This window comes from Ancylobacter lacus (genome assembly GCF_018390635.1).
GTDB lineage: Bacteria > Pseudomonadota > Alphaproteobacteria > Rhizobiales > Xanthobacteraceae > Ancylobacter > Ancylobacter lacus.
The window spans coordinates 397,452-421,174 of sequence record NZ_JAHBGE010000044.1 but is presented as its reverse complement, the minus strand read 5'-3'; the positions used below and the strand labels follow the sequence as shown (position 1 = coordinate 421,174).

Sequence of the window (23,723 nt, the reverse complement as noted above, 5' to 3'; positions counted from 1 at the left end):
CTCCTGAATGGATGATCCGATGCTCGTCTTCGTGTGCGAGACGGTGACCGGCGGTGGCTTTGCCGGCCCCGAGCTGCCGGCCTCCCTGATAGCCGAAGGCGCACTGATGCGCGATGCGCTGATTGGCGATCTGGAGGACCTGCCCGGGGTACGGGTGGTCACGACACACGACGACCGTCTGCCGCCCCCGCCGCGCGGGCAGAGCCGGCCGGTGAAGGCCGGCCCCGCCGCCTGGGAAATGTGGGCCGAGCTTGCGGCCGAGGCGCATTGCTGCTGGCCGATCGCACCGGAAACCGGGGGTGAACTCGCTGCGCTGGTGGCGCTGATGCGCACCGTGAACGCGCGCGTCATCGCCTGCGACGCGGCGACGCTGGAGATCGGTGCGAGCAAGCTGGCGACGTCGCAACGCCTCGCGGCGGCCGGCGTGCCGGTGGTGCCGACCTGGCGGGCGGGCGAAGTGCCGGCGGATCATCCCGGCCCCTTCGTCGTGAAACCGGACGACGGTGCCGGTACCCTCCTCACCTTCGTCGTCGCCACGCCGCCCCGGCCGAGCTTCACCGGCGGCGTGGTCCAGCCGCTGGTCGAGGGCGAGGCCTGGAGCCTGTGCGCGCTGTGCCAGGGCGGGCGCAGCCATGTGCTCAGCGTCAACCGGCAGAATGTGGTCCGCACCGAGGACCGCTTCATGTTCCACGGCGTCACCGTGGGGGTAGAGCCTCCCGATTCGCGCCTCGAAGCCCTCACCGCGCAGATCTTCGCCGCCCTGCCCGGCCTGCATGGCCTCATCGGCATCGACTACATCGAAACACCCAAGGGACCTGTCGTGCTGGAAATCAATCCGCGGCTGACGACCTCCTATGTCGGGCTGCACCGCGCCCTCGCCATCAATCCGCTGGCCTTCGTCGCCGAGCTCATCCGCGACGGCGCGGTGCCTGACCTGCCGCATCTGCCGCTCCCCCGGCCGGTCGAGGTGACGCTGTGAAGGGCGTCGTCCGGCTGGGCTGGGATGTCGGCGGCGCCCATGTAAAGCTGGCCGCCTTCGGCAAGGATGGCCGGCTTAAGGCGATCCGGATCGCGCCCTGCCCGGTCTGGCGGGGGGAGGAGCATCTTGCCGGGGCGCTGCGCACGCTGCGGGCCGAATTCGAACCCGGCGTCGCGTCCGCCGTCACCATGACCGCAGAGGTCGCCGACCTCTGGCCGGACCGGCATGCCGGCGTCGTCGGCACCACCGCCCTGCTGATGCGCGAGCTGGCCGGAGGGCCGCTGGCGATCTTCGCCGGGCCGGAAGGCTTCGTGCCGCCGGAGACCGCCGCCGCCCATTCCGCCACCATCGCCTCGGCGAACTGGTACGCCACCGCCGCCGTGCTTGGCCACCTGCTGCCGGAGGGTGTGCTGCTCGATATCGGCTCGACCACCACCGACATCATTCCCTTCGGCGAGGGTCGGGTGGCGGCGCGCGGCTTCACCGATGCCGAGCGGCTGGCCAATAACGAACTCATCTATACCGGCGTGGTCCGCACGCCGGTGATGGCAATGGCGGCAGAAGCCCCCTTCGCTGGAAGGTGGACCCCGCTCGCCGCCGAACTGTTCGCCACCAGCGCGGATGTCCACCGCCTCACCGGCGAGCTGGCCGAGGAAGCCGACCTGCATCCGACCGCCGATGGAGGACCCAAGACCCAAGAAGCGAGCGCCAGGCGGCTGCTGCGCATGGTGGCGCAGGATCTTTCGCCCGCCACCCAGCCACGGGCGGTGCGGCTGGCGCGGCATCTGGCGGAGGCGCAGACCGGACGAATCAGCGCCGCGCTCGACTGCGTGCTGTCGGCCATCGCCTTCGAGCCGGAGCTGATCGTCGGCGCCGGCGTTGGCCGCTTTCTCGCCCGAAAGCTCGCCGAGCGACGCGACCTGACCTATCTCGATCTCGGCGAGGTGCTCACCGATGATGCCGCGCTGGGCCGGGATGCGGCGGACTGCGCGCCCGCCGTCGCGGTCGGCCTGCTGTCCGCCGCCCTGTCTTCCTGATATCCTGAGCGAGTATTCCTGAATGTCTGACCGTGTCTTCCTTCGCGGAATCGAGCTTTTCGCCCATCACGGCCTTTACCCGGAAGAAGCCAAGCTGGGGCAGCGCTTCGTCGTCGACATCGACTGGTGGCTGGATGCTCATCCCGCCGCCTCGCATGACGATTACGACGAGACGGTGGGCTACCAGGAGGTGTTCGAGACGGTGACGCGCGTATCCGGGGAGCGTCGCTTTCACATTCTCGAGGCGTTCGCCGAGGCCATAGCCGCGGCCGTTCTGGCGCGGTTCGCCCGGGTGGAAAAGGTGCGCGTCGAGGTGCACAAGCCGGGTGCCCCGATCGCCGGGGTGTTCCGCGACGTCGGCGTCGAGATCATCCGAAGCCGGAGCTGACGAACGGCGGGAGGCGCGGACAGCTCAGTTCTTCGCCCCCTTGCGCCGCACCACCGGCGGGTCTTCGCTGCCGTCGGCCTCACTCGGCAGGCGCAGGCCCGGCGACACGGGCTTCGGCAGGAATTCCGATCCGCGACGGGCGAGAAATTCGTTGAGTGCCAGAGCCGGCGGGGTCAACCGCTTGGCCGAGCGCTTCACCACGAACCACTGCCGGACCACGGGCAGCCCCTCGACGTCCAGCAACGCCAGACGGCCATTCGCGACCTCGTGCGCAACCGTATGCGCGGAGATGAAGGAGAGCCCGAGCCCGGCCATGACCGCCTGCTTGATGGTCTCGTTCGAGCCGATCTCCATGCCGATCCGGGTTGAAACGCCCGCCTCCTGAAAGAAGCGTTCCATGAGGTTGCGCGTGCCGGAGCCCGGCTCGCGAACCAGAAAGGTCGAGCCGGCGAGGTCCGCCGCGACGATCCGCCGCCCCAGCAGCGGGTGGGTGACCGGGGCGATGATGACATGGGGATGGGCGCCGAGCAGGGCCTTGTCGACCTCGATGTCGACCGGCGGGCGCCCCATGATGGCGACGTCAATGGCGTCGTTGCGCAGGGCGGCGACGATGTCCTCGCGATTGCCAACCACCAGCGCCACGTCGACGCCCGGGTGCAGCCGGGCAAACACGCCGAGCGCATTGGGCGCGAAATACTTCGCGGTGGACACGATGCCGACCGAGACGCGCCCGGCATCAAGCCCTTTCATGGCGTCCAGCGCAGCATTGCAGTCGGCAAGCGCGCGCTCCATGCGGGCGACGGCGGCCAGAACCTCGCGGCCGGCATCGCTGGGCTGGAAGCGATCGCCGGCGCGATCCAGCAGCGGCAGGCCGAGTTGTTCCTCGAGCAGTTGCACCTGCATCGTCACCGCCGGCGGCGTGACGTTCAGCACCTTGGCCGCGGCCGTGACCGTGCCGGTCTCGATCACGGCGGCAAGCGCCCGAAGCTGCTTCAGCGTGACGTTCCGCATGGGCGCTACCTTCAGTCGAATTTAAAATTTACAAAAGAATATTCGAATTTCCTTACGCCGCCAAGTCAGGCACAGTAGCGTCAATAAAAGGCGTCCGCCGCTTCGGGTCCCCTCCCGAAGGCTCACGGAAACGACACGCCAGAAGGTCAAAGACCTCCACATCTGGGGAAACGCCGTGACACACACAACATTGCAGGACCACCTGTCGAGGTGGGCCGGTGCCGACTCCCTGCGCCAGGGAGTTGCTGAGACCGTTCAGGCTCTGGCCGGCGCCGCCGTCACTATCGCCGAGCTCATCGCCGCTGGCCCGCTGGCCGGCGCGATGGCCAAGGTGCGCGGTTATCATGAGGACGGCGACAGCCAGAAGGAACTGGACGCCGTCGCCGACCGCCTCGTCGCCGACGCGCTGCGCCTGGCGCCCGTCGCGGTGCTGGGTTCCGAGGAGGCCGACGAGCCTCTGGCGCTCTCGCCCAACGGCACGCTCGCCGTGGCGGTCGACCCGTTGGACGGCTCGTCCAACATCGACACCAACATCTCGGTCGGCACGATCTTCTCGATCCTGCCGCACAACGGCCCGAACTCGCTGCTGCAGCCGGGCAACCGCCAGCTCGCCGCCGGCTTCTTCGTCTACGGTCCCCAGACCAGCCTGGTGATGACCGCGGGCGACGGCACGCAGGTCTTCGTGTTCGACCGCGTCTCGCGCAAGTTCGTGCTGGCGCATGAGCGGGTCGTCATTCCGGCCGAGACCGCCGAATATGCGATCAACGGCTCCAACCTGCGGCACTGGGACGGCGCCATCCGCAGCTATGTCGAGGACTGCCAGGCCGGCGCCGAGGGCCCGCGCGGCAAGGACTTCAACACCCGCTGGGTCGCCTCGATGGTGGCGGAAGCCTACCGCATCCTGATGCGCAGCGGCGTCTATCTCTACCCCGGCGACGCCCGCAAGGGCTATGCCAACGGCCGGCTGCGGTTGGTCTACGAGGCCAACCCGATCGCCTTCGTCGTCGAGCAGGCGGATGGACGCGCGACCGACGGCCACCGGCGCATTCTGGAGATCATCCCGAGCAAGCTGCACCAGCGCATCCCGCTCGTGTTCGGCTCGCGCGCGGAGGTCGAGCGTATCGCCCGCTACCAGATCAACTCCGCCGGCCTTCCCGAGCGCTCGCCGCTGTTCGGCAAGCGCGGCCTGCTGCGGGCCTGAGGGGACCGGTTTCATGTCGATCCATCATCCAATCATCTCCGTCACCGGCTCGTCCGGTGCGGGCACGACCTCGGTGCGCCGCATCTTCGAGCAGATCTTCCGCCGCGAGGAGGTTGTCGCCGCTTACATCGAGGGCGACGCCTTCCATCGCTACGACCGCTTCGAGATGAAGCGCGTCATGTCCGAGGAGGCTTCGCGCGGCAACAACCACTACAGCCACTTCGGGCCGGACTCGAACCTGTTCGAAGAGCTGGAGGAGACGTTCCGCTCCTACGCCGCAACCGGCACCGGCCGCACCCGGCACTATATCCACGACGACAAGGAGGCGCAGGAATTCGGCAGCCCGCCCGGCACCTTCACCGGGTGGGAAATGATCCCCTCGCCGACCGACCTTCTGTTCTATGAAGGCCTGCACGGCGCGGTCATCAGCGGCAATGTCGACGTCGCCCGATACGCCGACCTGAAGATCGGCGTCGTCCCTGTCATCAATCTCGAATGGATTCAGAAGATCCATCGCGACCGCGCCCATCGCGGCTATTCGACGGAGGCGGTGACCGACACCATCCTGCGCCGCATGCCGGATTACGTGAACTATATCTGCCCGCAATTCGCGCAGACCGACATCAACTTCCAGCGCGTGCCGACGGTCGACACCTCGAATCCGTTCATCGCCCGCTGGATCCCGACGGCCGACGAATCGATCGTGGTCATCCGCTTCAAGAGCCCCCGCGGCATCGACTTCCCCTACCTGCTCTCGATGATCCAGGGCAGCTGGATGTCCCGGGCCAATTCCATCGTGATCCCGGGCGGCAAGCTCGACATCGCGATGCAACTGATCCTGACGCCGATGATCCTGAATCTCGTCGAAAAGAAGCGGCGCGCCGCGTGAGCCCGGAGGACACCATGCTGACCAAGACCACCGTTCCGGTCCTGTGCCCGCAGGACGGCGCAACCGAAATCCCTTACGGCGACATGGCCAATGCGCTGCGCGCCCTCACCATGGACGCCGTCGAGAAGGCGAAGTCCGGCCATCCCGGCATGCCCATGGGCATGGCCGACGCTGCCACCGTGCTCTTCACCCGCTTCATGAAGATCGACCCGACCCGGCCCGACTGGGCAGACCGCGACCGCTTCGTGCTCTCGGCTGGCCATGGTTCGATGCTGCTCTACTCGATCCACCATCTGCTCGGCTATGCCGACATGGACATCGAGCAGATCAAGCGGTTCCGGCAGTTCGGGTCCTCGACGGCGGGCCATCCCGAATATGGCCACACGCTCGGGGTCGAGACCACCACCGGCCCGCTGGGCCAGGGCCTCACCACCGCGGTCGGCATGGCGCTGGCCGAGCGGATGATGAATGCCCGTTACGGCGACGAGATCGTTGATCACTTCACCTATGTGATCGCCGGTGACGGCTGCCTGATGGAGGGCATAAGCCACGAGGCCATCGACCTCGCCGGGCACCTGAAGCTCGGCAAGCTGATCGTGCTGTGGGACGACAACGGCATTTCCATCGACGGCGCGACCTCTATCTCGACCTCGATGGATCAGCTCGGGCGCTTCGAGGCGGCGGGCTGGGACGTGTTCCGCATCGACGGCCACGCTCATCACGCGCTGATCGACGCCATCGCCAAGGCGCGCAATTCCAAGCGCCCGTCGCTGATCGCCTGCCGCACCACCATCGGCTACGGCGCGCCGACCAAGGCCGGCTCCGAGGCGGTGCATGGCGCGCCGCTTGGCGCCGCCGAGATCGAAGGTGCGCGCGACCGGCTCGGCTGGCACTACCCGCCCTTCGAGGTGCCCACCGGCATCCGCGCCGCCTGGCAGAAGATCGCCGAGCGCGGCCGCCTCGCCCGCGAAGCCTGGGAGGACCGCCTCGCCATCTCGGAAAAGCGCGATGCCTTCCGCGCCGCCCTCTCGGGCACGCTGCCGGCCGCCTTCGACGAGGCCCTGCTCGCCCATAAGCGCACCCTTTCCGAGACGGCGCCGAAGGTCGCCACCCGGAAGTCCTCGGAAATGGCGCTCGGCGTCATCAACACCGCCACCGAACTGACCGTCGGCGGCTCGGCCGATCTCACCCACTCGAACCTGACCATCACCAAGGGCCTCGGTTCGGTGACGCCGGGCAAGTTCGGCGGGCGCTACATCCACTACGGCATCCGCGAGCATGCGATGAGCGCTGTGATGAACGGCATCGCGCTGCACAAGGGCTTCATCCCCTATGGCGGCACCTTCATGGTGTTCTCCGACTATGCGCGTGGCGGCATCCGGCTCTCCGCCCTCATGGGCCAGCGCGTCGTCTATGTGCTGACCCACGATTCGATCGGCCTCGGCGAGGACGGGCCGACCCACCAGCCGATCGAGCATCTGGCCATGCTGCGGGCGACGCCGAACCTCAACGTGTTCCGCCCGGCCGACGCGGTCGAGACGCTGGAAGCCTGGCAGCTCGCGCTGCAGTCGGAGGCCACGCCCTCGGTTCTGGCGCTTTCCCGCCAGAACCTGCAGACCTTCCGCACCGAGCACACCGACGAGAACCTCACCGCCCGGGGTGCCTATGTCGTGCGCAAGCCGGCCCGCCGGCGCGACGTCACGCTGATCGGCACCGGTTCGGAAGTCGAGATCGCGCTGAAGGCGGCGGATCTGCTGGCCGCACGCGGCGTCGATGCCGCGGTGGTCTCGATGCCGTGCTGGGAGCTGTTCGAGCAGCAGAGCGACGAGTATCGCCGGCAGGTTCTCGGCACCGCCCCCCGCGTCGCGGTGGAAGCGGCGGCCCGCATGGGCTGGGACCGCTGGATCGGCGAGCGCGGCCGCTTCGTCGGCATGCTGGGCTTCGGCGCCTCGGCGCCCGCCCCCGAACTCTACGCCCATTTCGGCATCACCCCCGAAGGGGTCGTCGATGCCACCTGCGAACTGCTGACCTGCGCCTGAGGAGACAGAACATGGCCCGCATCACCCTTCGCCAGCTCCTCGACCATGCGGCCGAGCAGGGCTACGGCGTCCCCGCCTTCAACATCAACAACATGGAGCAGGGCCTCGCGATCATGGAGGCGGCCCATGCGGTCGATGCTCCGGTGATCATGCAGGCAAGCCGCGGCGCCCGCTCCTATGCCAACGACATCATGCTCGCCAAGATGATCGAGGCACTGTCGGAGATGTATCCGCACATTCCGCTGTGCATGCATCAGGACCACGGGAACAACGAGGCGACCTGCCTCTCGGCGATCCAGCACGGCTTCACCTCGGTGATGATGGACGGCTCGCTGAAGGAAGACGCCAAGACCCCGGCGGACTACGACTACAACGTCGCCATCACCCGCCGCGTCGTCGACGCCGCGCACTGGGTGGGGGCCTCGGTCGAGGGCGAACTCGGCGTGCTCGGCTCGCTCGAGCACGGTGCCGGGGAGCAGGAGGACGGCCACGGCGCCGAGGGAGCGCTCTCCCACGACCAGCTGCTGACCGACCCCGACCAGGCCGTGGACTTCGTCGCCCGCACCAAGGTGGACGCCCTCGCAATCGCGATGGGCACCTCGCACGGCGCCTACAAGTTCTCCCGCAAGCCGGATGGCGACATCCTCGCCATGAACGTGATCGAGGAAATCCACCGCCGCCTGCCGAGCGTCCATCTCGTGATGCACGGCTCCTCCTCGGTGCCGCAGGCGCTGCAGGACCTCTTCAACGCCTCCGGCGGCGAGATGCCCCAGACCTGGGGCGTGCCGGTGGAGGAGATCGTCCGCGGCATCCGCCACGGCGTGCGGAAGGTGAACATCGACACCGACTGCCGCCTCGCCATGACCGCCCAGTTCCGCAAGGTCGCTCAAGCCAACAAGGCCGAATTCGACCCGCGGAAATTCCTCAAGCCCGCCATGGACGCGATGCGTGACCTGTGCCGGGAACGGTTCGAGCAGTTCGGCACCGCCGGGCAGGCCTCGAAGATCAAGGTCCTGCCGCTCGCGGCGATGGCCAAGCGCTATGCCAGCGGCGCGCTCGATCCGGTGATCGGCGGCACGCGCGCAGCAGCGGAATGAGCTGATCCCCTCCCGAGCGAGGGGCACCAACGAACGACATGAAACGCCGAAAGCAGACCGAGGCGCCAGCGTGGCTGAGCGTCAACGGGAAAGCCATGGGAGCTGAATGATGACCACCACCGCCCTCGAGACCAAGACCGCCGAGAAGAAGCGCGACCGCTACAGCGCCGGCGTGATGGAATACCGGAAGATGGGCTACTGGCAGCCCGACTACGAGCCGAAGGACACGGACGTCATCGCGCTGTTCCGCGTCACTCCCCAGGACGGCGTCGATCCGATCGAAGCCTCGGCGGCGGTCGCCGGTGAAAGCTCGACCGCGACCTGGACGGTGGTCTGGACCGACCGCCTGACCGCCTGCGACAAGTACCGCGCCAAGTGCTACCGGGTCGACCCGGTGCCGAACACCCCCGGCTCCTGGTTCGCCTACATCGCCTATGATCTCGACCTGTTCGAGAACGGCTCGATCGCCAACCTCTCGGCGTCGATCATCGGCAATGTCTTCGGGTTCAAGCCGCTCAAGGCCCTGCGCCTCGAGGACATGCGGCTGCCGGTCGCCTATGTGAAGACCTTCGACGGCCCCGCCACCGGCATCGTCGTGGAGCGCGAGCGGCTCGACAAGTTCGGCCGCCCGCTGCTGGGCGCCACGGTGAAGCCGAAGCTCGGCCTCTCCGGCCGCAACTATGGCCGCGTGGTTTATGAGGCGCTCAAGGGCGGCCTCGACTTCACCAAGGACGACGAGAACATCAACTCGCAGCCCTTCATGCACTGGCGCGAGCGCTTCCTCTACTGCATGGAGGCGGTGAACAAGGCGCAGGCCGCCACCGGCGAGGTGAAGGGCACCTACCTCAACGTGACCGCCGGCACGATGGAGGACATGTACGAGCGCGCCGAGTTCGCCAAGCAGCTCGGCTCCAACATCATCATGATCGATCTGGTGATCGGTTACACCGCCATCCAGTCAATGTCGAAGTGGGCGCGCAGGAACGACATGATCCTGCATCTGCACCGTGCAGGCCACTCGACCTACACCCGGCAGAAGTCGCATGGCGTGTCGTTCCGCGTCATCACCAAGTGGATGCGCCTCGCCGGCGTCGACCACATTCACGCCGGTACCGTGGTCGGCAAGCTCGAAGGCGACCCCTACACCACCAAGGGCTATTACGACCTGTGCCGTGAGGATTTCGTGCCGCAGAACCTGGCGCACGGCATCTTCTTCGACCAGCCCTGGGCCTCGACCCGCAAGCTGATGCCGGTGGCCTCGGGCGGCATCCATGCCGGCCAGATGCACCAGCTCATCGACCTGCTGGGCGAGGACGTGGTGCTGCAGTTCGGCGGCGGCACCATCGGTCACCCGATGGGCATCCAGGCCGGCGCGCAGGCCAACCGCGTCGCGCTCGAGGCGATGATCTTCGCCCGCAACGAAGGCCGCGACATCCTGAGCGAAGGCCCGGAAATCCTGAAGGCCGCTGCCCGCCACTGCATGCCGCTGAAGCAGGCGCTCGATACGTGGAAGGACGTCACGTTCAACTACACCTCGACCGACACGCCCGACTTCGTGCCGCAAGTCACCGCGGCCGAATGATCCCGGCCTCCCGGATCGCCATCGCGATCCGGGACCGCCAGCCCGAGCGACATCTCACCTGCAACCGAACCCCGACGTGGCGACCGCCCTTCCGGGGATGACGAGAGCGAGACACCACCATGCGTATCACCCAGGGCGCCTTTTCCTTCCTGCCCGACCTCACCGACGAGCAGATCGCCAAGCAGATCCAGTACTGCATCGACAAGGGCTGGGCCGTGAACATCGAGTTCACCGACGACCCGCACCCGCGCAACACCTACTGGGAAATGTGGGGCATGCCGATGTTCGACGTGAAGGACGCCGCCGGTGTGCTGTTCGAGCTGAACGAGTGCCGCAAGACCTATGGCGGCCGCAACTACATCCGCGTCACCGCGTTCGACTCCACCCACACCTGGGAGTCGGTGCGGCTTTCCTTCATCACCGACCGCCCCGCCGAGGAGCCCGGCTTCGCGCTCGACCGCCAGGAAGTGGATGGCCGCAACGTGCGCTACACCACCCGCTCCTATGCCGCGATGTCCCGCCCGGAGGGCGCCCGCTACTGAGGCGGCGGGGCGCGCTTCCCCGGCGCCCTTCCCTTCATGACCCCCACTGGTTCGCTCGCCGACCCGTTCCTCCCCGGCAGCGAACGGACCGGTCCGGGAAACCGCGCCCCGGACCGGTCCTTTTTCTTCACCCACGGGAGCCGATGACATGGACGCCCCCACCAAGACCACCAGCGACGCCGTCGACCTGCAGGCGGAATTCACCGCATCGGGACTGGCGGATGTGTTCGACGAACTCGACCGTGATCTGGTCGGCCTCGTGCCCGTCAAGCTGAGGCTGCGCGAGATTGCCGCGCTCCTGCTCGTCGACCGCGCCCGGGCGCGGTTCGGGCTCTCCGCCATCAGCCCGACGCTGCATATGAGCTTCACCGGCAACCCCGGCACCGGCAAGACGACCGTTGCGCTGCGCATGGCCGAAATCCTTCATCGGCTCGGCTATGTCCGCAAAGGTCATCTGGTCACGGTCACCCGTGACGACCTCGTCGGCCAGTACATCGGCCACACCGCGCCAAAGACCAAGGAAATCCTCAAGAAGGCGATGGGCGGTGTGCTGTTCATCGACGAGGCTTACTACCTCTACCGTCCCGAGAATGAGCGGGACTATGGTCAGGAGGCCATCGAGATCCTTTTGCAGGTGATGGAAAACCAGCGCGATGACCTCGTCGTCATCCTCGCCGGCTATGGCGACCGGATGGAGCGCTTCTTCACCGCCAATCCCGGCTTCCGTTCGCGCGTCGCCCACCATATCGATTTCCCGGACTATTCAGAACGGGAGCTCTACGCCATTGGCGGCCGCATTCTCGACGGAATGAACTACACGCTGAGCCCGGAGGCGGAGGAAGCACTCACCCGTTATATCGCCATCCGTGCGAAGCAGCCGCACTTCGCCAATGGCCGCTCGATCCGCAACGCGCTGGACCGCGCCCGGCTGCGCCAGGCCAACCGGCTGTTCGCCAGCGGCCGCCCGGTGACGGTCGAGGACCTCACCACCATCGCCGCCGAGGATATCCTCGCCAGCCGGGTGTTCTCCGGCGGCATCGACAGCTACCCGCCGATCCGCACGGAGAGTGCCGCATGACCTTCCCCCTGATCGCCCCCTCGATGCTGGCCAGCGACTTCTCCCGCCTCGGCGAGGAGGTGCGCGATGTCGTGGCCGCCGGCGCCGACTGGATCCACCTCGACGTGATGGACGGCCATTTCGTGCCGAACATCACCTTCGGACCGGACGTCATCAAGGCGCTGCGCCGCCACACCGACAAGGTGTTCGACGTGCATCTGATGATCGCGCCGGTGGAGCCTTATCTCGAAGCCTTCGCCAAGGCCGGCGCCGACATCATCACCGTTCAGGCGGAAGCCACCGACCATCTCGACCGCTGCCTGCAGGTCATCCGCGGGCTGGGCAAGAAGGCGGGCGTGGCGCTGAACCCTGCGACGCCGGAAAGCGTCGTCGCCTATGTGCTCGACAAGGTGGATCTCATCCTGCCCATGACGGTCAATCCCGGCTTCGGCGGGCAGGCCTTCATCGGCGACGTGCTGCCTAAGGTGGAGCGTCTGCGCGCCATGATCGGCAACCGGCCGATCCATCTGGAGATCGACGGCGGCGTCAATCCGGAGACCGGGGCGCGCTGCGTCGCGGCCGGGGCCGACGTGCTGGTGGCAGGCTCGGCGGTGTTCAAGGGCGGCATCGAAGGTTATCGCGCCAACATCGCCGCCATCCGTTCCGCCGGCGAGCAGGCCGGGAAAAAGGCGGCCTGACCATGCGGGCGGAGGGCATCATCTTCGACGTCGACGGCACCCTTGCCGAGACGGAGGAGGTGCACCGGCAGGCGTTCAACGAGACCTTCGCCCGCTTCGGCCTCGGCTGGAACTGGGACCGGACTCTTTATCGCCGGCTCCTGGACGTGACGGGCGGCAAGGAGCGTATCCGCGCCTTCGTGGCGGGCGACGACCCGCCGGATGGCGACCGGGCGCTGGACATGGTCGCCGAACTCCATGCCGCGAAGAATACGCGTTACGCCGAACTGGTGGCCGGGGGTGCGGCCCGGCTGCGGCCGGGCATCGCCCGCCTGATCGAGGAGGCCCGGTCGAGCGGGGTTCGCCTCGCCATCGCGACGACGACCAGCCTTCCCAATGTCGAGGCGCTGCTGGATGCGGCTTTGGGCCCCGGGGCGGCGCGCCTGTTCGACGTGATCGGCGCCGGAGATGTGGTGCCGGCCAAAAAGCCGGCGCCCGACATCTACCGTTACGTCCTCGATGAGCTGCGCATGCCCACCTTCGCCTGTGTCGCGGTGGAGGACTCCCGGAACGGTCTCGATGCGGCCCGGGCCGCCGGTCTCCCGACGCTGGTGACACCGAGCCTCTACACCCGGCACCAGACCTTTCCCGGGGCCATGGCGGTGGTGCCGGACCTTGAGACACCCCCCGTCTCGCTCGCCACCCTCGCCAAATGGCGCTCGGCCGACAGCGGGTGGTGACGCCGGCCCCCCGTGGCAGCACGATCAGCCGCCGCTGCGGCGCTCCTGCGTCACCGGAACCGGCACCAGCGCGCCAACGGCGCGCGGCGTGCGGCCGCGCGGCACCTCGAACCGCTTCGCCAACCGGCCGAAACGGCCGCGCCACGGCTGTTCCACCACCCGATAGGTCAGCGAGGCCAGCGCCAGCGTCGCCAGCAGCACCGCGGCGAGCAGAAGAACCCAGGCTGCGGGATGACCGAGATCGTAGAGCTGCTTGGCGTGGCCGTTGACCAGCACCTCCTGCCGCAGCGAAGTGCCCGTCACCTGCCCATAGAGCCACAGGCCATAGCCGGCGAGCAGCAGCACCGGCATGTGCACCATGTAGATGGAATAGGACCAGCACCCGAGCGCGCGCAGCGGCGCGACCTTCAGCAGGCGCGAGAGGGTGCCACCCTCCCGGGCGAACACCAGCACCGCTCCGCCGAACACCAGCGGCGCCAGCAGGCTCGTCACCCGCACCTCGTCCGGCCCGTCGCCCGCCATCACCACGAACACCGCCACCACGACCAGCGCGGCGATCTCGACCAGCCCCGCCGCCGGCAGCGGCTTGCCGCGCATGGCGGCATGCACGTGCTGCACCACCACCCCTGCGAAGAAGCCGGCGATGCAGCGCACGAGGCCGAAATCGGCGGTCGAGTTCATATAAGCCGGCGCCGCCAGCAGCAGGACCAGCAGTGCCGCGACGACCAGAACCAGCGCAGCGCCGAGCAGCCGGCGCCCGGCGAGCGCCGCCACCAGCGCGAACAGGATGTAGGTGTAAAACTCCGAGCCGATGCTCCAGGCCGGGCTGTTCCAGGCATTGCCATAGAGCCCCACCGAATTCAGCAGCACGGCGTGCAACAGCAGCGCCAGAAGCGAGTAGTTTCCCTGATCCGCCCGGGCCGCGAAGGTCTCGGGGTGGAGCCCGATCACGTTCATCGCCATGACGCCCAGCATCATGGCGAAGAGCACGGCGCCGTGAAGCGGCCAGAGCCGGCCGAACCGTCGCAGGATGAAACCACCGATCGCGCGCGGGCTGTCGAGCCGGTGGCGATAGGCGTGGGCGACGACGAAGCCGGACAGGACAAAGAAAAAGTCCACAAAGAGATATGCGTTCTCGATAAACGCGTTCCTGAGATGTTCGGCGTTTATGATAAAACAGAAATGATAGATGACGACGAGAAGGGCACAAAGACCGCGCCAGGAATCAAGTGCTTCAAACCGTTCAGGAGCGAGCCTCATCGACGTTGCCCTGTCTACCGTCGCCATGATTTTGCCGCTCGTCGCACGATGCAGCGTCTGCCTAACGGCTGTTGCTGCGACAGGTTCCACGACTGGGGGGAAGCACGCGGTGAGACGGCACCTCGGATCGCCGCAAAACGGCCGGCCCACGCGCCACCGCCCCGCCGCGCACGGGGGAAGAGCAGACCGAGCCCAACAGCCAATGTTGCAAGCTGATCGGCGCGTGCTCTAAGGGTCAGGAGATGCCGTGGGAGTGAGCCGATGCCGCGCCAAGCCGAGCCCCAACCCGTCCGCCTCGTCGACTACCGCCCGCCGGACTGGCTGGTCGACACGGTACATCTCGACGTGCGGCTGGACCCGGCCCAGACCCGCATTCGCTGCCGGCTCGGCCTGCGGCCCAATCCCGCGGGGCGGCCGGACGCCCCGCTGATCCTCGACGGCGACGAGCTCACGCTGGAGCGCCTGACGCTCGACGGTGCCGATCTCCCTGCCGGCGCCTACGACGCCTCCCCTTCGCGCCTCACCCTCCACGCCCCGCCGCGGCGGCCGCTGTCGCTGGAGGTCGAGACAGTGGTCGACCCCTCCGCCAACACAAAGCTCATGGGCCTGTATCGCTCCAGCGGAACCTACTGCACCCAGTGCGAGGCCGAGGGCTTCCGCCGCATAACCTATTTCCCAGACCGGCCCGACGTGCTCGCGGTCTACACCACCCGCATCGAGGCGGAGATGGAAGACGCCCCGGTGCTGCTCGGCAACGGCAATCCGGTCGAGGCCGGTCCCATCCCCGGCACCAGCCGGCATTATGCGGTCTGGCACGATCCGTGGCCGAAGCCGTGCTATCTCTTCGCCCTCGTCGGCGGCCGGCTGGACCGCATCACCGAGCCCTTCGTCACCGCCTCCGGCCGCACCGTCGAGCTCGGCATCTATGTCGAAGCCGGCAAGGCCGACCGCACCGCCTATGCGATGGATTCGCTTAAGCGCTCGATGCGCTGGGACGAGGAAGCCTTCGGGTGCGAATACGACCTCGATGTCTTCAACATCGTGGCCGTCGCCGACTTCAACATGGGCGCGATGGAGAACAAGGGCCTCAACGTCTTCAACGACAAATACGTGCTGGCCAGCCCGGAAACCGCGACCGACGCCGACTACGCCAATATCGAGACGATCATCGCCCACGAATATTTCCACAACTGGACCGGTAACCGCATCACCTGCCGGGACTGGTTCCAGCTCTGCCTCAAGGAGGGCCTCACCGTCTTCCGCGACCAGGAGTTTTCCTCCGACCAGCGTTCCCGCCCGGTCAAGCGCATTGCCGATGTGCGCCTGCTGAAGAGCCACCAGTTCCCCGAGGATGGCGGCCCGCTGGCGCACCCGGTGCGGCCGGACACCTATCGGGAGATCAACAACTTCTACACCGCCACCGTCTATGAGAAGGGCGCCGAGGTGGTGCGGATGCTGAAGACCCTGCTCGGGCCGCAGGGCTTCCGCGCCGGCATGGATCTCTATTTCGAGCGCCACGACGGCGACGCCGCCACGGTCGAAGATTTCCTCGCCTGTTTCGCCGACGCGACCGGCACGGACCTGACCCAGTTCGCCCTGTGGTACGCTCAGGCCGGCACGCCGGAGGTGAAGGTCGACACGAGCTGGGACGCCGAGCGCGGCATCTTCGAGCTGCTCGTCACCCAGAACGTGCCGCCCACCCCGGGCCAGCCCGTCAAGAAGCCGATGGTCATCCCGCTGTCGGTCGGCCTGGTCGGGCCGGACGGCGCCGACCTTCCGGCTGTGCCGGAAGAGGGTAGCGCCGGAGCCGCCGCGCCCGGCGTCCTGGTGCTGCGGGAGCCGGCGCGCCGCTTCGCCTTCCACGGCATGACCGCCCGGCCGGTGGCATCGTTGAACCGCGGCTTCTCCGCGCCGGTGCGGCTTTCGAGCGACCTCAGCGCCAACGACCTGATGTTCCTCGCCCGGCATGACAGCGACCCGTTCAACCGCTTCGACGCCGCCCAGACGCTCGCGCTCGGTCACCTCGTCGCCGCGACCCTCGCGGTGCGGGCCGGCATAAAGCCATCGGAGCCCGGCTCCCTCATCGAGGCGGCCTCCTCGGCGCTGGCGGACACGTCGCTTGATCCGGCCTTCGTCGCCCAGGCGCTGGCGGTGCCTTCCGAAAGCGACATCTCCCGGGAGATCGGCCGCGACGTCGACCCGGACGCCGTGCATGCCGCCCGCCGCAGCCTGCGCCGGGCGCTCGGCGCCGCCCTCGCGCCCGTCCTCGTCTCCACCTATGAACGACTCGCCATTCCCGGCCCCTACTCGCCCGATGCCGCTTCCGCCGGGCGCCGCGCGCTCAAGAACACCTGCCTCGACCTGCTCGCGGAAGCGCACGCCGGCGACGGCATTGCCCGCGCCGAAGCGCTTTACCGCGCCGCCGACAACATGACGGACCGCTTCTTCGCCCTCTCCATCCTCGCCCACACCGCTCCGGTGGAGCGCGAGCCGGCGCTGGCCGACTTCTACGAGCGCTATCGCAACGATCCGCTGGTCATCGACAAGTGGCTGGCGCTGCAGGCGCAGATCGCCGAGCCGCAGACGCTGGAGCGGGTGCGGGGCCTCACCGCCCACCCGGCCTTCTCGATGGGCAATCCCAACCGGGTGCGGTCGCTGATCGGCAGCTTCGCGACGGCCAACCTCACCCAGATGCACCGGCCGGACGGCGCCGGCCACGCCTTCGTCGCCGACACCGTGCTGACGCTCGACCGCCGCAACCCTCAGGTCGCCGCCCGCATGCTGGCCGCGTTCAAGAGCTGGCGCTCGCTGGAGCCGGTCCGCCGCGCCTCCGCCGAGGCGGCGCTGAACCGCATCGCCGGGCAGGAGGGATTGTCGCCCGACGTCTCGGACATCGTCACACGGTCGCTGGCCGGCTGACCGGGTGACGGCGCCGCCGCAACCCGGCGCGGGAGCTCCCGCAGGAGCCCCCGCCGCGACGGCAGCCTCAGTACTCGATGACGCCATCCAGCGCGTAGTGCTTGATGGTCTTGCGGTTGGCGATCAGCTGGTCGACCGTCGGCTCGCCCTTGAGAGCCCGGTCGATCGCGATCTTCATCGCCTCATACTGGGTGCGATACAGGTCGGCCTGATCGAGGTTGGGGTCTTCCGCGCAGCGCGGATCGAGCCACACCATCACGATCATGCAGATCTCGTCCGCCAGCTCCTTCGGCAGGATGCCCTCGGCGAGACAGTCGACGATGGCGTCGCCGATCGCGCCCTGCACCACGCCGCCCAGGAGATTGACGTATTCCGCGCTCTGGATGGTGACCTTGGTGGTCATCATCGTGGCGGGCCGCACCATCTGGTTGAGATCGCGCACCACGAACATGCGGGTGTGCCCCTGGACCTGACCCATCATGGCCGCGAAGGCATGGCCGGCCGGGCCGCGGACGGAGCCGATCAGCACCTCGGGCATGGCGTCGGTGTACTGCCCTTCGGCGGCCAGAACGGTGGCTTCACCGGTGCGGAACCAGATGTCGGACATGAGCTGCTCTCCTGATGGGACCCTGCGCATAGCATCCCGTTCCGCGCCTCGTCCACCGACCGAGGCGCGTCATTCGCGCATGGCGCACTGCAAAAAAATCTGCAGCGCGCTCCCCCTGACGCAACCCCTTGATCGCACGGGGATGACGACTCCGGGAGGGCTGTGGGTCGTTACCAGATCCTTAACTTGACTCCCCTAGGACTCTGGACACGCACCCTGCGATTCGATTCAAATCGGTCCGATTCGGAGAGATGCGGCACGTCCCTCCGTTCGTATCGGGGCATTCAGGACTTTGAGGGGGGAGCCAGCGATGGCACGCGCCAACGCTGCTGACGCGTCCGCGCGCGTCCAGGCCATGAGAGGCCTGGCACGCTCGGTAGCCAAGCCCGCCTATCAAAGGCTGGTGGAGGCAGAGCCGTTTCTGCGGCGCGCGGTTCCAGCGCTGATCGTCGCCTTCATCGCCATCGTCGCGGTCGCGTCGGTGGTACAGATTCGCGCCTATCGCACCCAGGCGCTCGCCGACGCCAAGGACCAGCTCGGCCTGTTCGCCCTCGCGACCGCCAATGGCATCTCCGTCGCCAACTTCCCCGCCGCGGCCGCCACCATGCTGCGCGAGGGCCTGCCGCCCCGCGCCGGCGAGGCCGGCCGACGCTATGCCGTGGCCGATCGCAATGGACGCATCCTCGCCACCGATGACGGCGCCCCGGAGAGCGCGGAGGCCGCAGCGGCGCTGCTGGCAAGCTCGCAAGCTCTCGTCGTGTTTGCTGAAAATGCGGGCGTGCTCGACGTCACCTTGCCCGACGGCACCCCCGCCATCGCCACCGTGCGCAATCTGGGACCCGCCCCCGGGCAGCTCCTCGCGGTCCAGCCCATCGGTGCGGCGCTGGCGAACTGGCGGTCCGACACGATCCTCACCGTCACGCTGCTCACCACCACCGGCGGCGTGCTGCTGATCCTCGGCTTCGCCTTCCATTGGCAGGCAAGCCGCGCCCGCGAGGCGGACGGCATCTACGACACGGTGCGCGAGCGGATCGACACCGCGCTGAACCGCGGGCGATGCGGCCTGTGGGACTGGGACATGGGGCGCGGCCGGATGTTCTGGTCGGACTCCATGTTCGAGATGCTCGGCCACGACCCCCGCGACGAACTCATTTCCTTCGGCGAGGTCGCCTCCCTCGTCCATCCCGACGACGTCAGCCTCTACGACATCGCCAAGGAGATCGCCGACAAGCCGGGCCGCAGCATCGACCGGGTGTTCCGCATGAAGAACGCGGCCGGCGAATGGCTCTGGCTGCGCGCGCGCTGCGAGGTGGTGCCGCAGGCCAATGGCGAGGCGCCGCATCTTGTCGGCATCGCCGTCGACGTCACCGAGGAGCGCCGTCTGGCGGAACGCACCGCCACCGCGGATATGCGGCTGCGCGACGCCATCGAAAGCATTTCCGAGTCCTTCGTGCTGTGGGACAGCGCGAACAACCTCGTCATGTGCAACTCGAAGTTCCAGACGCTCTACAACCTGCCCGACGACCGCGTCGTGCCCGGCACACCGTTCGAGACCGTCGCGGCCCTCGCCCGCCAGCCGGTGGTCCGCATCCCGCTGAAGTCGGAAGACCGGCCGGAGGAAGGCGCGCGTTCGTTCGAGGCGCAGATCGAGGGCGGCCGCTGGCTGAAGGTGGCGGAACGCCGGACCAAGGATGGCGGCTTCGTCTCGGTGGGCACGGACATCACCGCGCTGAAGCGTCACGAGGAGCGGCTGATGGAGAGCGAGAAGCGCCTGATGGCGCTGGTCGCCGACCTGCGCAAATCGCAGCAGACGCTCGAATTCCAGGCGCAGCAGCTCGCCGAGCTGGCGCAGAACTACGCCGACGAGAAAACCCGGGCCGAGCAGGCCAACCGGGCCAAGTCCGAATTCCTCGCCAATATGAGCCATGAGCTGCGCACCCCGCTCAACGCCATCATCGGCTTCTCCGAACTGATGGAGAGCGGACTGTTCGGCCCGCTCGGCTCCGACAAGTACAACGAGTACTGCCGCGACATCCGCGACAGCGGGCGCTACCTGCTCGACGTCATCAACGACATCCTCGACATGTCCCGCATCGAGGCCGGCCGCGTGCGGCTGGCGCTGCAGCTGACCCGGCTCGACGAGGTGCTGAAGGACGCGCTGCGCGTCATGTCGGTACGGGCCGAGGAGAAGCGCATCGCCGTCGTGTCCGAGATCGAGGGCGAGGTGAAGATCGAGGCGGACAAGCGGGCGCTGAAGCAGATCACGCTGAACCTGCTGTCGAACGCCATCAAGTTCACCCCCGAGAATGGCCGCATCGCGGTGCGGGCCCGGCTCTCGAACCAGTCGGCCCTGCTGGTCATCGAGGATTCCGGCATCGGCATCCCCCGCGCGGCGCTGGTGAAGATCGGCAAGCCGTTCGAGCAGGTGGAAAGCCAGTTCACCAAGACCCACAAGGGCTCCGGGCTGGGGCTCGCCATCGCCAAGTCGCTGGTCGAGCTGCATGGCGGCACGATGCGGATCCGCTCCTCGGAAGGCGCGGGAACCACGGTCGTGATCCGCATGCCGATCTCGGCCCGGCCCGGCCGGCACCCGCGGGCGCTTGACGTCGACGCGGCGGAGTAACCCGCTCAGGCCCGCCGCCGCCGGCGGACGGGAGCGTCCACGATCAGCAGCCGTTCGAACACCGCGCGCACCTGCCGCTGGGTTTCGAACAGATGGGCCTCCAGCGTCGCGAAATCCGGCAGCGCACCCGCCCGCGCCAGAAGCCGGCGCAGGGCCGGGCTGGCCCCGGCGGGATCGAACGGGCCGGAGACGGACAGGCGCAGGATCTGCGTGAGGTCGTGCATCAGCCGGCAGGCATCGCCCAGCATCTGCCCGTCATGGGCATCCAGCAGCCCGACGCGGGCCGCTGCGGCAATCACCCGCGCGGTCGAGGTGTCCACGATCTCGGGATGGGTGGCGGCATGGGCGAGCACGAGGAACTGGGCGAGGAACTCGACGTCGATCAGCCCGCCCGCGGCGTATTTCAGGTCCCACGGCTCGGCTTCGCCCTTTTCGTCAGCGATGGCCCGGCGCATGTCGACAATGTCGGCGGCAAGGCGCGCCGGATCGCGCCGGCGCCGCAGCACCTGCGCGATCGCCGCCTCCACCGCCGCGCGGAAGGCCGGCGGTGCCCACACCACCCGCGCCCGGGTCAGCGCCATGTGCTCCCAGGTCCAGGCCTCCTGCGACTGGTAGGCGACGAAGCCCGGCAGCCGGGTCGCGACCGGGCCGGAACGCCCGGAAGGACGCAGCCTCAGATCGACCTCGTAGAGCTGGCCGGCATTGGTCGGCGTGCTCAGCGCGCTGATGAGACGCTGGGTCAGCCGGGCGAAATACTGGGCACCGTAGAGCGGGCGGGCGCCGTTCGATTCCGGGGCGGCCTCGTCGAAATCGTAGAGCACGATCAGGTCGAGATCGGAGCCGGCGGTCATCTCCCGCCCGCCGAGCTTGCCCATGGCCAGCACCGCCACCGCCGCGCCGCGGATGGTGCCGTGCGCCTCCTCGAAGCGGGCCCGCACCGCGGCGCCGAGGCCGCGGATGATGATGTCGGCGAGGCGGGCGAAGGCTTCCCCGGCCTGCGCCGCCGGCAGGGTGCCGGAGAGAATCCGCACCCCGATCAGCACATGGTGCTCCTGCCGGAAGCGGCGGGCCCGGTCGAGCAGGTCCTCCTCGTCCTCCGCCCCGGCGAGCAGCCGCGCCAGCCGCTCCTCCAGCGCCGGCCGATCCGGCAGGGCGCCGAAGAAGGCGGGATCGAGCAGCGCGTCGATCAGGCTCGGGCGGTGCGCCAGCATCTCGCCGAGCCGCGGGGCGGTGCCGAGAATGGTGGCGAGCAGACGCACGAGGTCGGGATGGCGGACCAGCGCCGAGAGCAGCCGCAGTCCCTCGGGAAGCTCCTGGAAGAAGCGGTCGGCCGCCCGCAGCGCGCCATCCGGGTCGCCGCCGCGCGCGATGGCGTCGAGCAGCAGCGGCACGAGGCCGGCGAGATGCTCGCGCGCCGCCGGCGTCTTCAGCGAGTGGTAGCGCCCCGCCAGCCAGCCGCGCACCAGCGCGCTGGCCGCCACCGGCTCGGCATAGCCGAGGCGGTGCAGCGTCGCGAGCGTCTCGCGATCGTCGGCGGCAGCGGGAAATTCCAGCCGCCCCTCCACCGCCGCGCGGGGCGGGGCGTCCTCGAACAGGCCGGCATAGTGCTCCTGCACACGCAACAGATGCGGCATCAGGGCCGCGGTGAAGGAGGCGAGGTCCGGATATCCCATGAAGCGGACGAACCGCTCCAGAGCCTCGCCCTCCTCCGGCAGCGCATGGGTCTGCGCATCCGCCACCATCTGCAGCCGATGCTCGACGCGGCGCAGGTAGCGATAGGCCTCCGTCAGCTCGTCCCGGGCCGCCGCGCCGATCCAGCCGGCCCCGGCGAGCAGGGCCAGCGCCTCGAGCGTCTGCGGCGTGCGCAGGCGCGGCTCGCGGCCGCCGGCGATCAGCTGCTGGGTCTGGGCGAAAAACTCGATTTCGCGGATGCCGCCGCGCCCGAGCTTCACATTGTGGCCTTCCACCGCGATGGAGGCATGGCCGCGAAAGGCGTGGATCTCCTGCTTCATCGCGTGGACATCCGCCAGCGCGGCGTAATCCAGCGAGCGGCGCCAGACAAAGGGGGCAAGCCGCCGCAGGAACTGGTGGCCCAGCGCGAGGTCTCCGGCGACGGGCCGGGCCTTGATGTAGGCCGCGCGCTCCCAGGTCGCGCCCTCGCGTTCGTAATAGTCCAGCGCCGCCTCGGTGGAGAGCGCGATCTGGGTGGAGGCGGGGTCCGGCCGCAGCCGGAGGTCCACCCGGGCGACATAGCCGTCGGCGGTGCGCTCCTGCAGCAGCTTCACGAGCTGGCGGGTGAGCCGCACGAAGAAGGGCGCGGCCTCCGCCCCCTCGGCGAGCGGCGCCCGCTCGGCGTCGTAGAGCACGATCAGGTCTATGTCGGAGGAATAGTTGAGTTCGCCGGCGCCATGCTTGCCCATGGCAAGCACGACATAGCCGGCGTCTTCGCCATCGGGCCGCAGGGTGCCCGCCGCCCGCGCCTGCCGCAGCAGATAGGCGACCGCCGCGGAAACGGCGAGATCGGCACTTGCGGTGAGCGCGCCGGTGACCGCCTCGAGGTTGAACACCCCGCCAATGTCGGCCAGCGCCACGGTGAGCGCGGTTTCCGCGCGCAGCGCGCGCAGGGCCCGCATCACCGTCTCCTCATCCGCGGCCTCCTCCACCCGCCGTCGCGCCACGTCGCGGGCGGCGGCGAGGACGGCGCTTGGCTCGTCGCCCAGCACGCGGAGCAGCCGAGCCGGGTCGAGGCGGATCAGGTCGGTCAGGAACGGGGCATTCTCGGCGACGCCTTCCAGCAGGCGCCGCACCGGCGGGGTGGCCCTGAACAGGGCGGCGAACCCGGCACGGGTGGCGGTGTCGCCGCCGGCCAGGGCGTCCTTCAGCAGCCGGGCCGCCTGCCGGGGATGAAGCACGGCCGGGGCTTGCCTCACCCGGGCGGCGAGCGAGCCGGAGGCCGGCACCCCGGAAGCGTCCCCGGCCGTCGCCGAAGGCGCCGCGCCATCCCGCTTCCGTGCCTCTGCCGTCCCGGATCGCCGCCGCTCTGCCATCGATTCCCCTCGCCTCATGTTACAATAA

Annotated in this window: 18 protein-coding genes; 14 read left to right on the top strand and 4 right to left on the bottom strand. The window is 68.5% G+C overall.

The window, feature by feature from the left end:
* The first annotated feature begins 19 nt into the window (after window positions 1–19).
* Genes KHC27_RS10815 through folB form a run of 3 tightly spaced genes read left to right on the top strand, consistent with a single transcriptional unit; the run spans window position 20 to window position 2,404 of the window.
* Entirely contained in the window at window positions 20–979 is a 960-nt protein-coding gene (locus tag KHC27_RS10815) for an ATP-grasp domain-containing protein (RefSeq protein ID WP_213338795.1), read from the top strand.
* A complete protein-coding gene (locus tag KHC27_RS10810; protein ID WP_213338794.1) occupies window positions 976–2,016 on the top strand; it encodes a hydantoinase/oxoprolinase family protein in 1,041 nt (346 codons plus the stop codon). The genes KHC27_RS10815 and KHC27_RS10810 overlap by 4 nt, the downstream gene beginning before the upstream one ends.
* Before the next feature lie 22 nt (window positions 2,017–2,038).
* Window positions 2,039–2,404: a dihydroneopterin aldolase gene (gene folB / locus KHC27_RS10805; RefSeq protein ID WP_213338793.1), complete on the top strand. Its 366-nt coding sequence runs from the start codon at window positions 2,039–2,041 to the stop codon at window positions 2,402–2,404.
* Between the two features lie 24 nt (window positions 2,405–2,428).
* On the opposite strand, the gene KHC27_RS10800 is transcribed toward folB, so the two are convergent.
* Window positions 2,429–3,415 carry a LysR family transcriptional regulator gene (locus KHC27_RS10800; protein ID WP_213338792.1) on the bottom strand — a complete coding sequence of 329 codons (987 nt, stop codon included), beginning with the start codon at window positions 3,413–3,415 and terminating at the stop codon, window positions 2,429–2,431.
* Window positions 3,416–3,590: 175 nt separating this feature from the next.
* Here KHC27_RS10800 and KHC27_RS10795 point away from each other — a divergent pair, with 175 nt between their 5' ends.
* From KHC27_RS10795 to KHC27_RS10755, 9 genes are all read left to right on the top strand, one after another.
* The gene (locus tag KHC27_RS10795; protein WP_213338791.1) at window positions 3,591–4,616 is read left to right on the top strand and encodes a class 1 fructose-bisphosphatase; all 1,026 of its coding nucleotides are present in this window, start codon (window positions 3,591–3,593) and stop codon (window positions 4,614–4,616) included.
* Between the two features lie 13 nt (window positions 4,617–4,629).
* A complete protein-coding gene (locus KHC27_RS10790) occupies window positions 4,630–5,505 on the top strand; it encodes a phosphoribulokinase (protein ID WP_213338789.1) in 876 nt (291 codons plus the stop codon).
* An 83-nt stretch (window positions 5,506–5,588) separates the two neighbouring features.
* The gene (gene tkt / locus KHC27_RS10785) at window positions 5,589–7,544 is read left to right on the top strand and encodes a transketolase (RefSeq protein ID WP_213339022.1); all 1,956 of its coding nucleotides are present in this window, start codon (window positions 5,589–5,591) and stop codon (window positions 7,542–7,544) included.
* Window positions 7,545–7,555: 11 nt separating this feature from the next.
* Window positions 7,556–8,641 (top strand): class II fructose-bisphosphate aldolase, encoded by a 1,086-nt coding sequence (gene fba, locus KHC27_RS10780; RefSeq protein ID WP_213338788.1) that lies wholly within the window; start codon window positions 7,556–7,558, stop codon window positions 8,639–8,641.
* A gap of 109 nt (window positions 8,642–8,750) precedes the next feature.
* Window positions 8,751–10,223 (top strand): form I ribulose bisphosphate carboxylase large subunit, encoded by a 1,473-nt coding sequence (locus KHC27_RS10775; RefSeq protein ID WP_213338783.1) that lies wholly within the window; start codon window positions 8,751–8,753, stop codon window positions 10,221–10,223.
* Between the two features lie 119 nt (window positions 10,224–10,342).
* A complete protein-coding gene (locus KHC27_RS10770; protein WP_213338781.1) occupies window positions 10,343–10,765 on the top strand; it encodes a ribulose bisphosphate carboxylase small subunit in 423 nt (140 codons plus the stop codon).
* Between the two features lie 148 nt (window positions 10,766–10,913).
* Window positions 10,914–11,843: a CbbX protein gene (cbbX, locus tag KHC27_RS10765; protein ID WP_213338778.1), complete on the top strand. Its 930-nt coding sequence runs from the start codon at window positions 10,914–10,916 to the stop codon at window positions 11,841–11,843.
* The gene (rpe, locus tag KHC27_RS10760) at window positions 11,840–12,520 is read left to right on the top strand and encodes a ribulose-phosphate 3-epimerase (RefSeq protein ID WP_213338776.1); all 681 of its coding nucleotides are present in this window, start codon (window positions 11,840–11,842) and stop codon (window positions 12,518–12,520) included. The genes cbbX and rpe overlap by 4 nt, the downstream gene beginning before the upstream one ends.
* A gap of 2 nt (window positions 12,521–12,522) precedes the next feature.
* Window positions 12,523–13,239, top strand: a complete 717-nt coding sequence (locus tag KHC27_RS10755; RefSeq protein WP_213338774.1) for an HAD family hydrolase — start codon at window positions 12,523–12,525, stop codon at window positions 13,237–13,239.
* A 24-nt stretch (window positions 13,240–13,263) separates the two neighbouring features.
* On the opposite strand, the gene KHC27_RS10750 is transcribed toward KHC27_RS10755, so the two are convergent.
* Window positions 13,264–14,499 (bottom strand): acyltransferase family protein, encoded by a 1,236-nt coding sequence (locus tag KHC27_RS10750; protein WP_213338772.1) that lies wholly within the window; start codon window positions 14,497–14,499, stop codon window positions 13,264–13,266.
* 261 nt (window positions 14,500–14,760) lie between these two features.
* Here KHC27_RS10750 and pepN point away from each other — a divergent pair, with 261 nt between their 5' ends.
* Complete coding sequence (gene pepN, locus KHC27_RS10745; protein ID WP_213338770.1) at window positions 14,761–17,418, top strand: aminopeptidase N; 2,658 nt, start codon at window positions 14,761–14,763, stop codon at window positions 17,416–17,418.
* Between the two features lie 67 nt (window positions 17,419–17,485).
* On the opposite strand, the gene fae is transcribed toward pepN, so the two are convergent.
* Entirely contained in the window at window positions 17,486–18,025 is a 540-nt protein-coding gene (fae, locus tag KHC27_RS10740; protein WP_213338764.1) for a formaldehyde-activating enzyme, read from the bottom strand.
* A 310-nt stretch (window positions 18,026–18,335) separates the two neighbouring features.
* Between fae and KHC27_RS10735 the strand changes: the two genes are divergently transcribed.
* A complete protein-coding gene (locus KHC27_RS10735; protein ID WP_213338762.1) occupies window positions 18,336–20,648 on the top strand; it encodes a PAS domain-containing sensor histidine kinase in 2,313 nt (770 codons plus the stop codon).
* A 5-nt stretch (window positions 20,649–20,653) separates the two neighbouring features.
* Here KHC27_RS10735 and KHC27_RS10730 read toward each other — a convergent pair whose 3' ends face one another.
* Window positions 20,654–23,695 (bottom strand): bifunctional [glutamine synthetase] adenylyltransferase/[glutamine synthetase]-adenylyl-L-tyrosine phosphorylase, encoded by a 3,042-nt coding sequence (locus KHC27_RS10730; protein WP_213338760.1) that lies wholly within the window; start codon window positions 23,693–23,695, stop codon window positions 20,654–20,656.
* Window positions 23,696–23,723 lie beyond the last annotated feature (28 nt).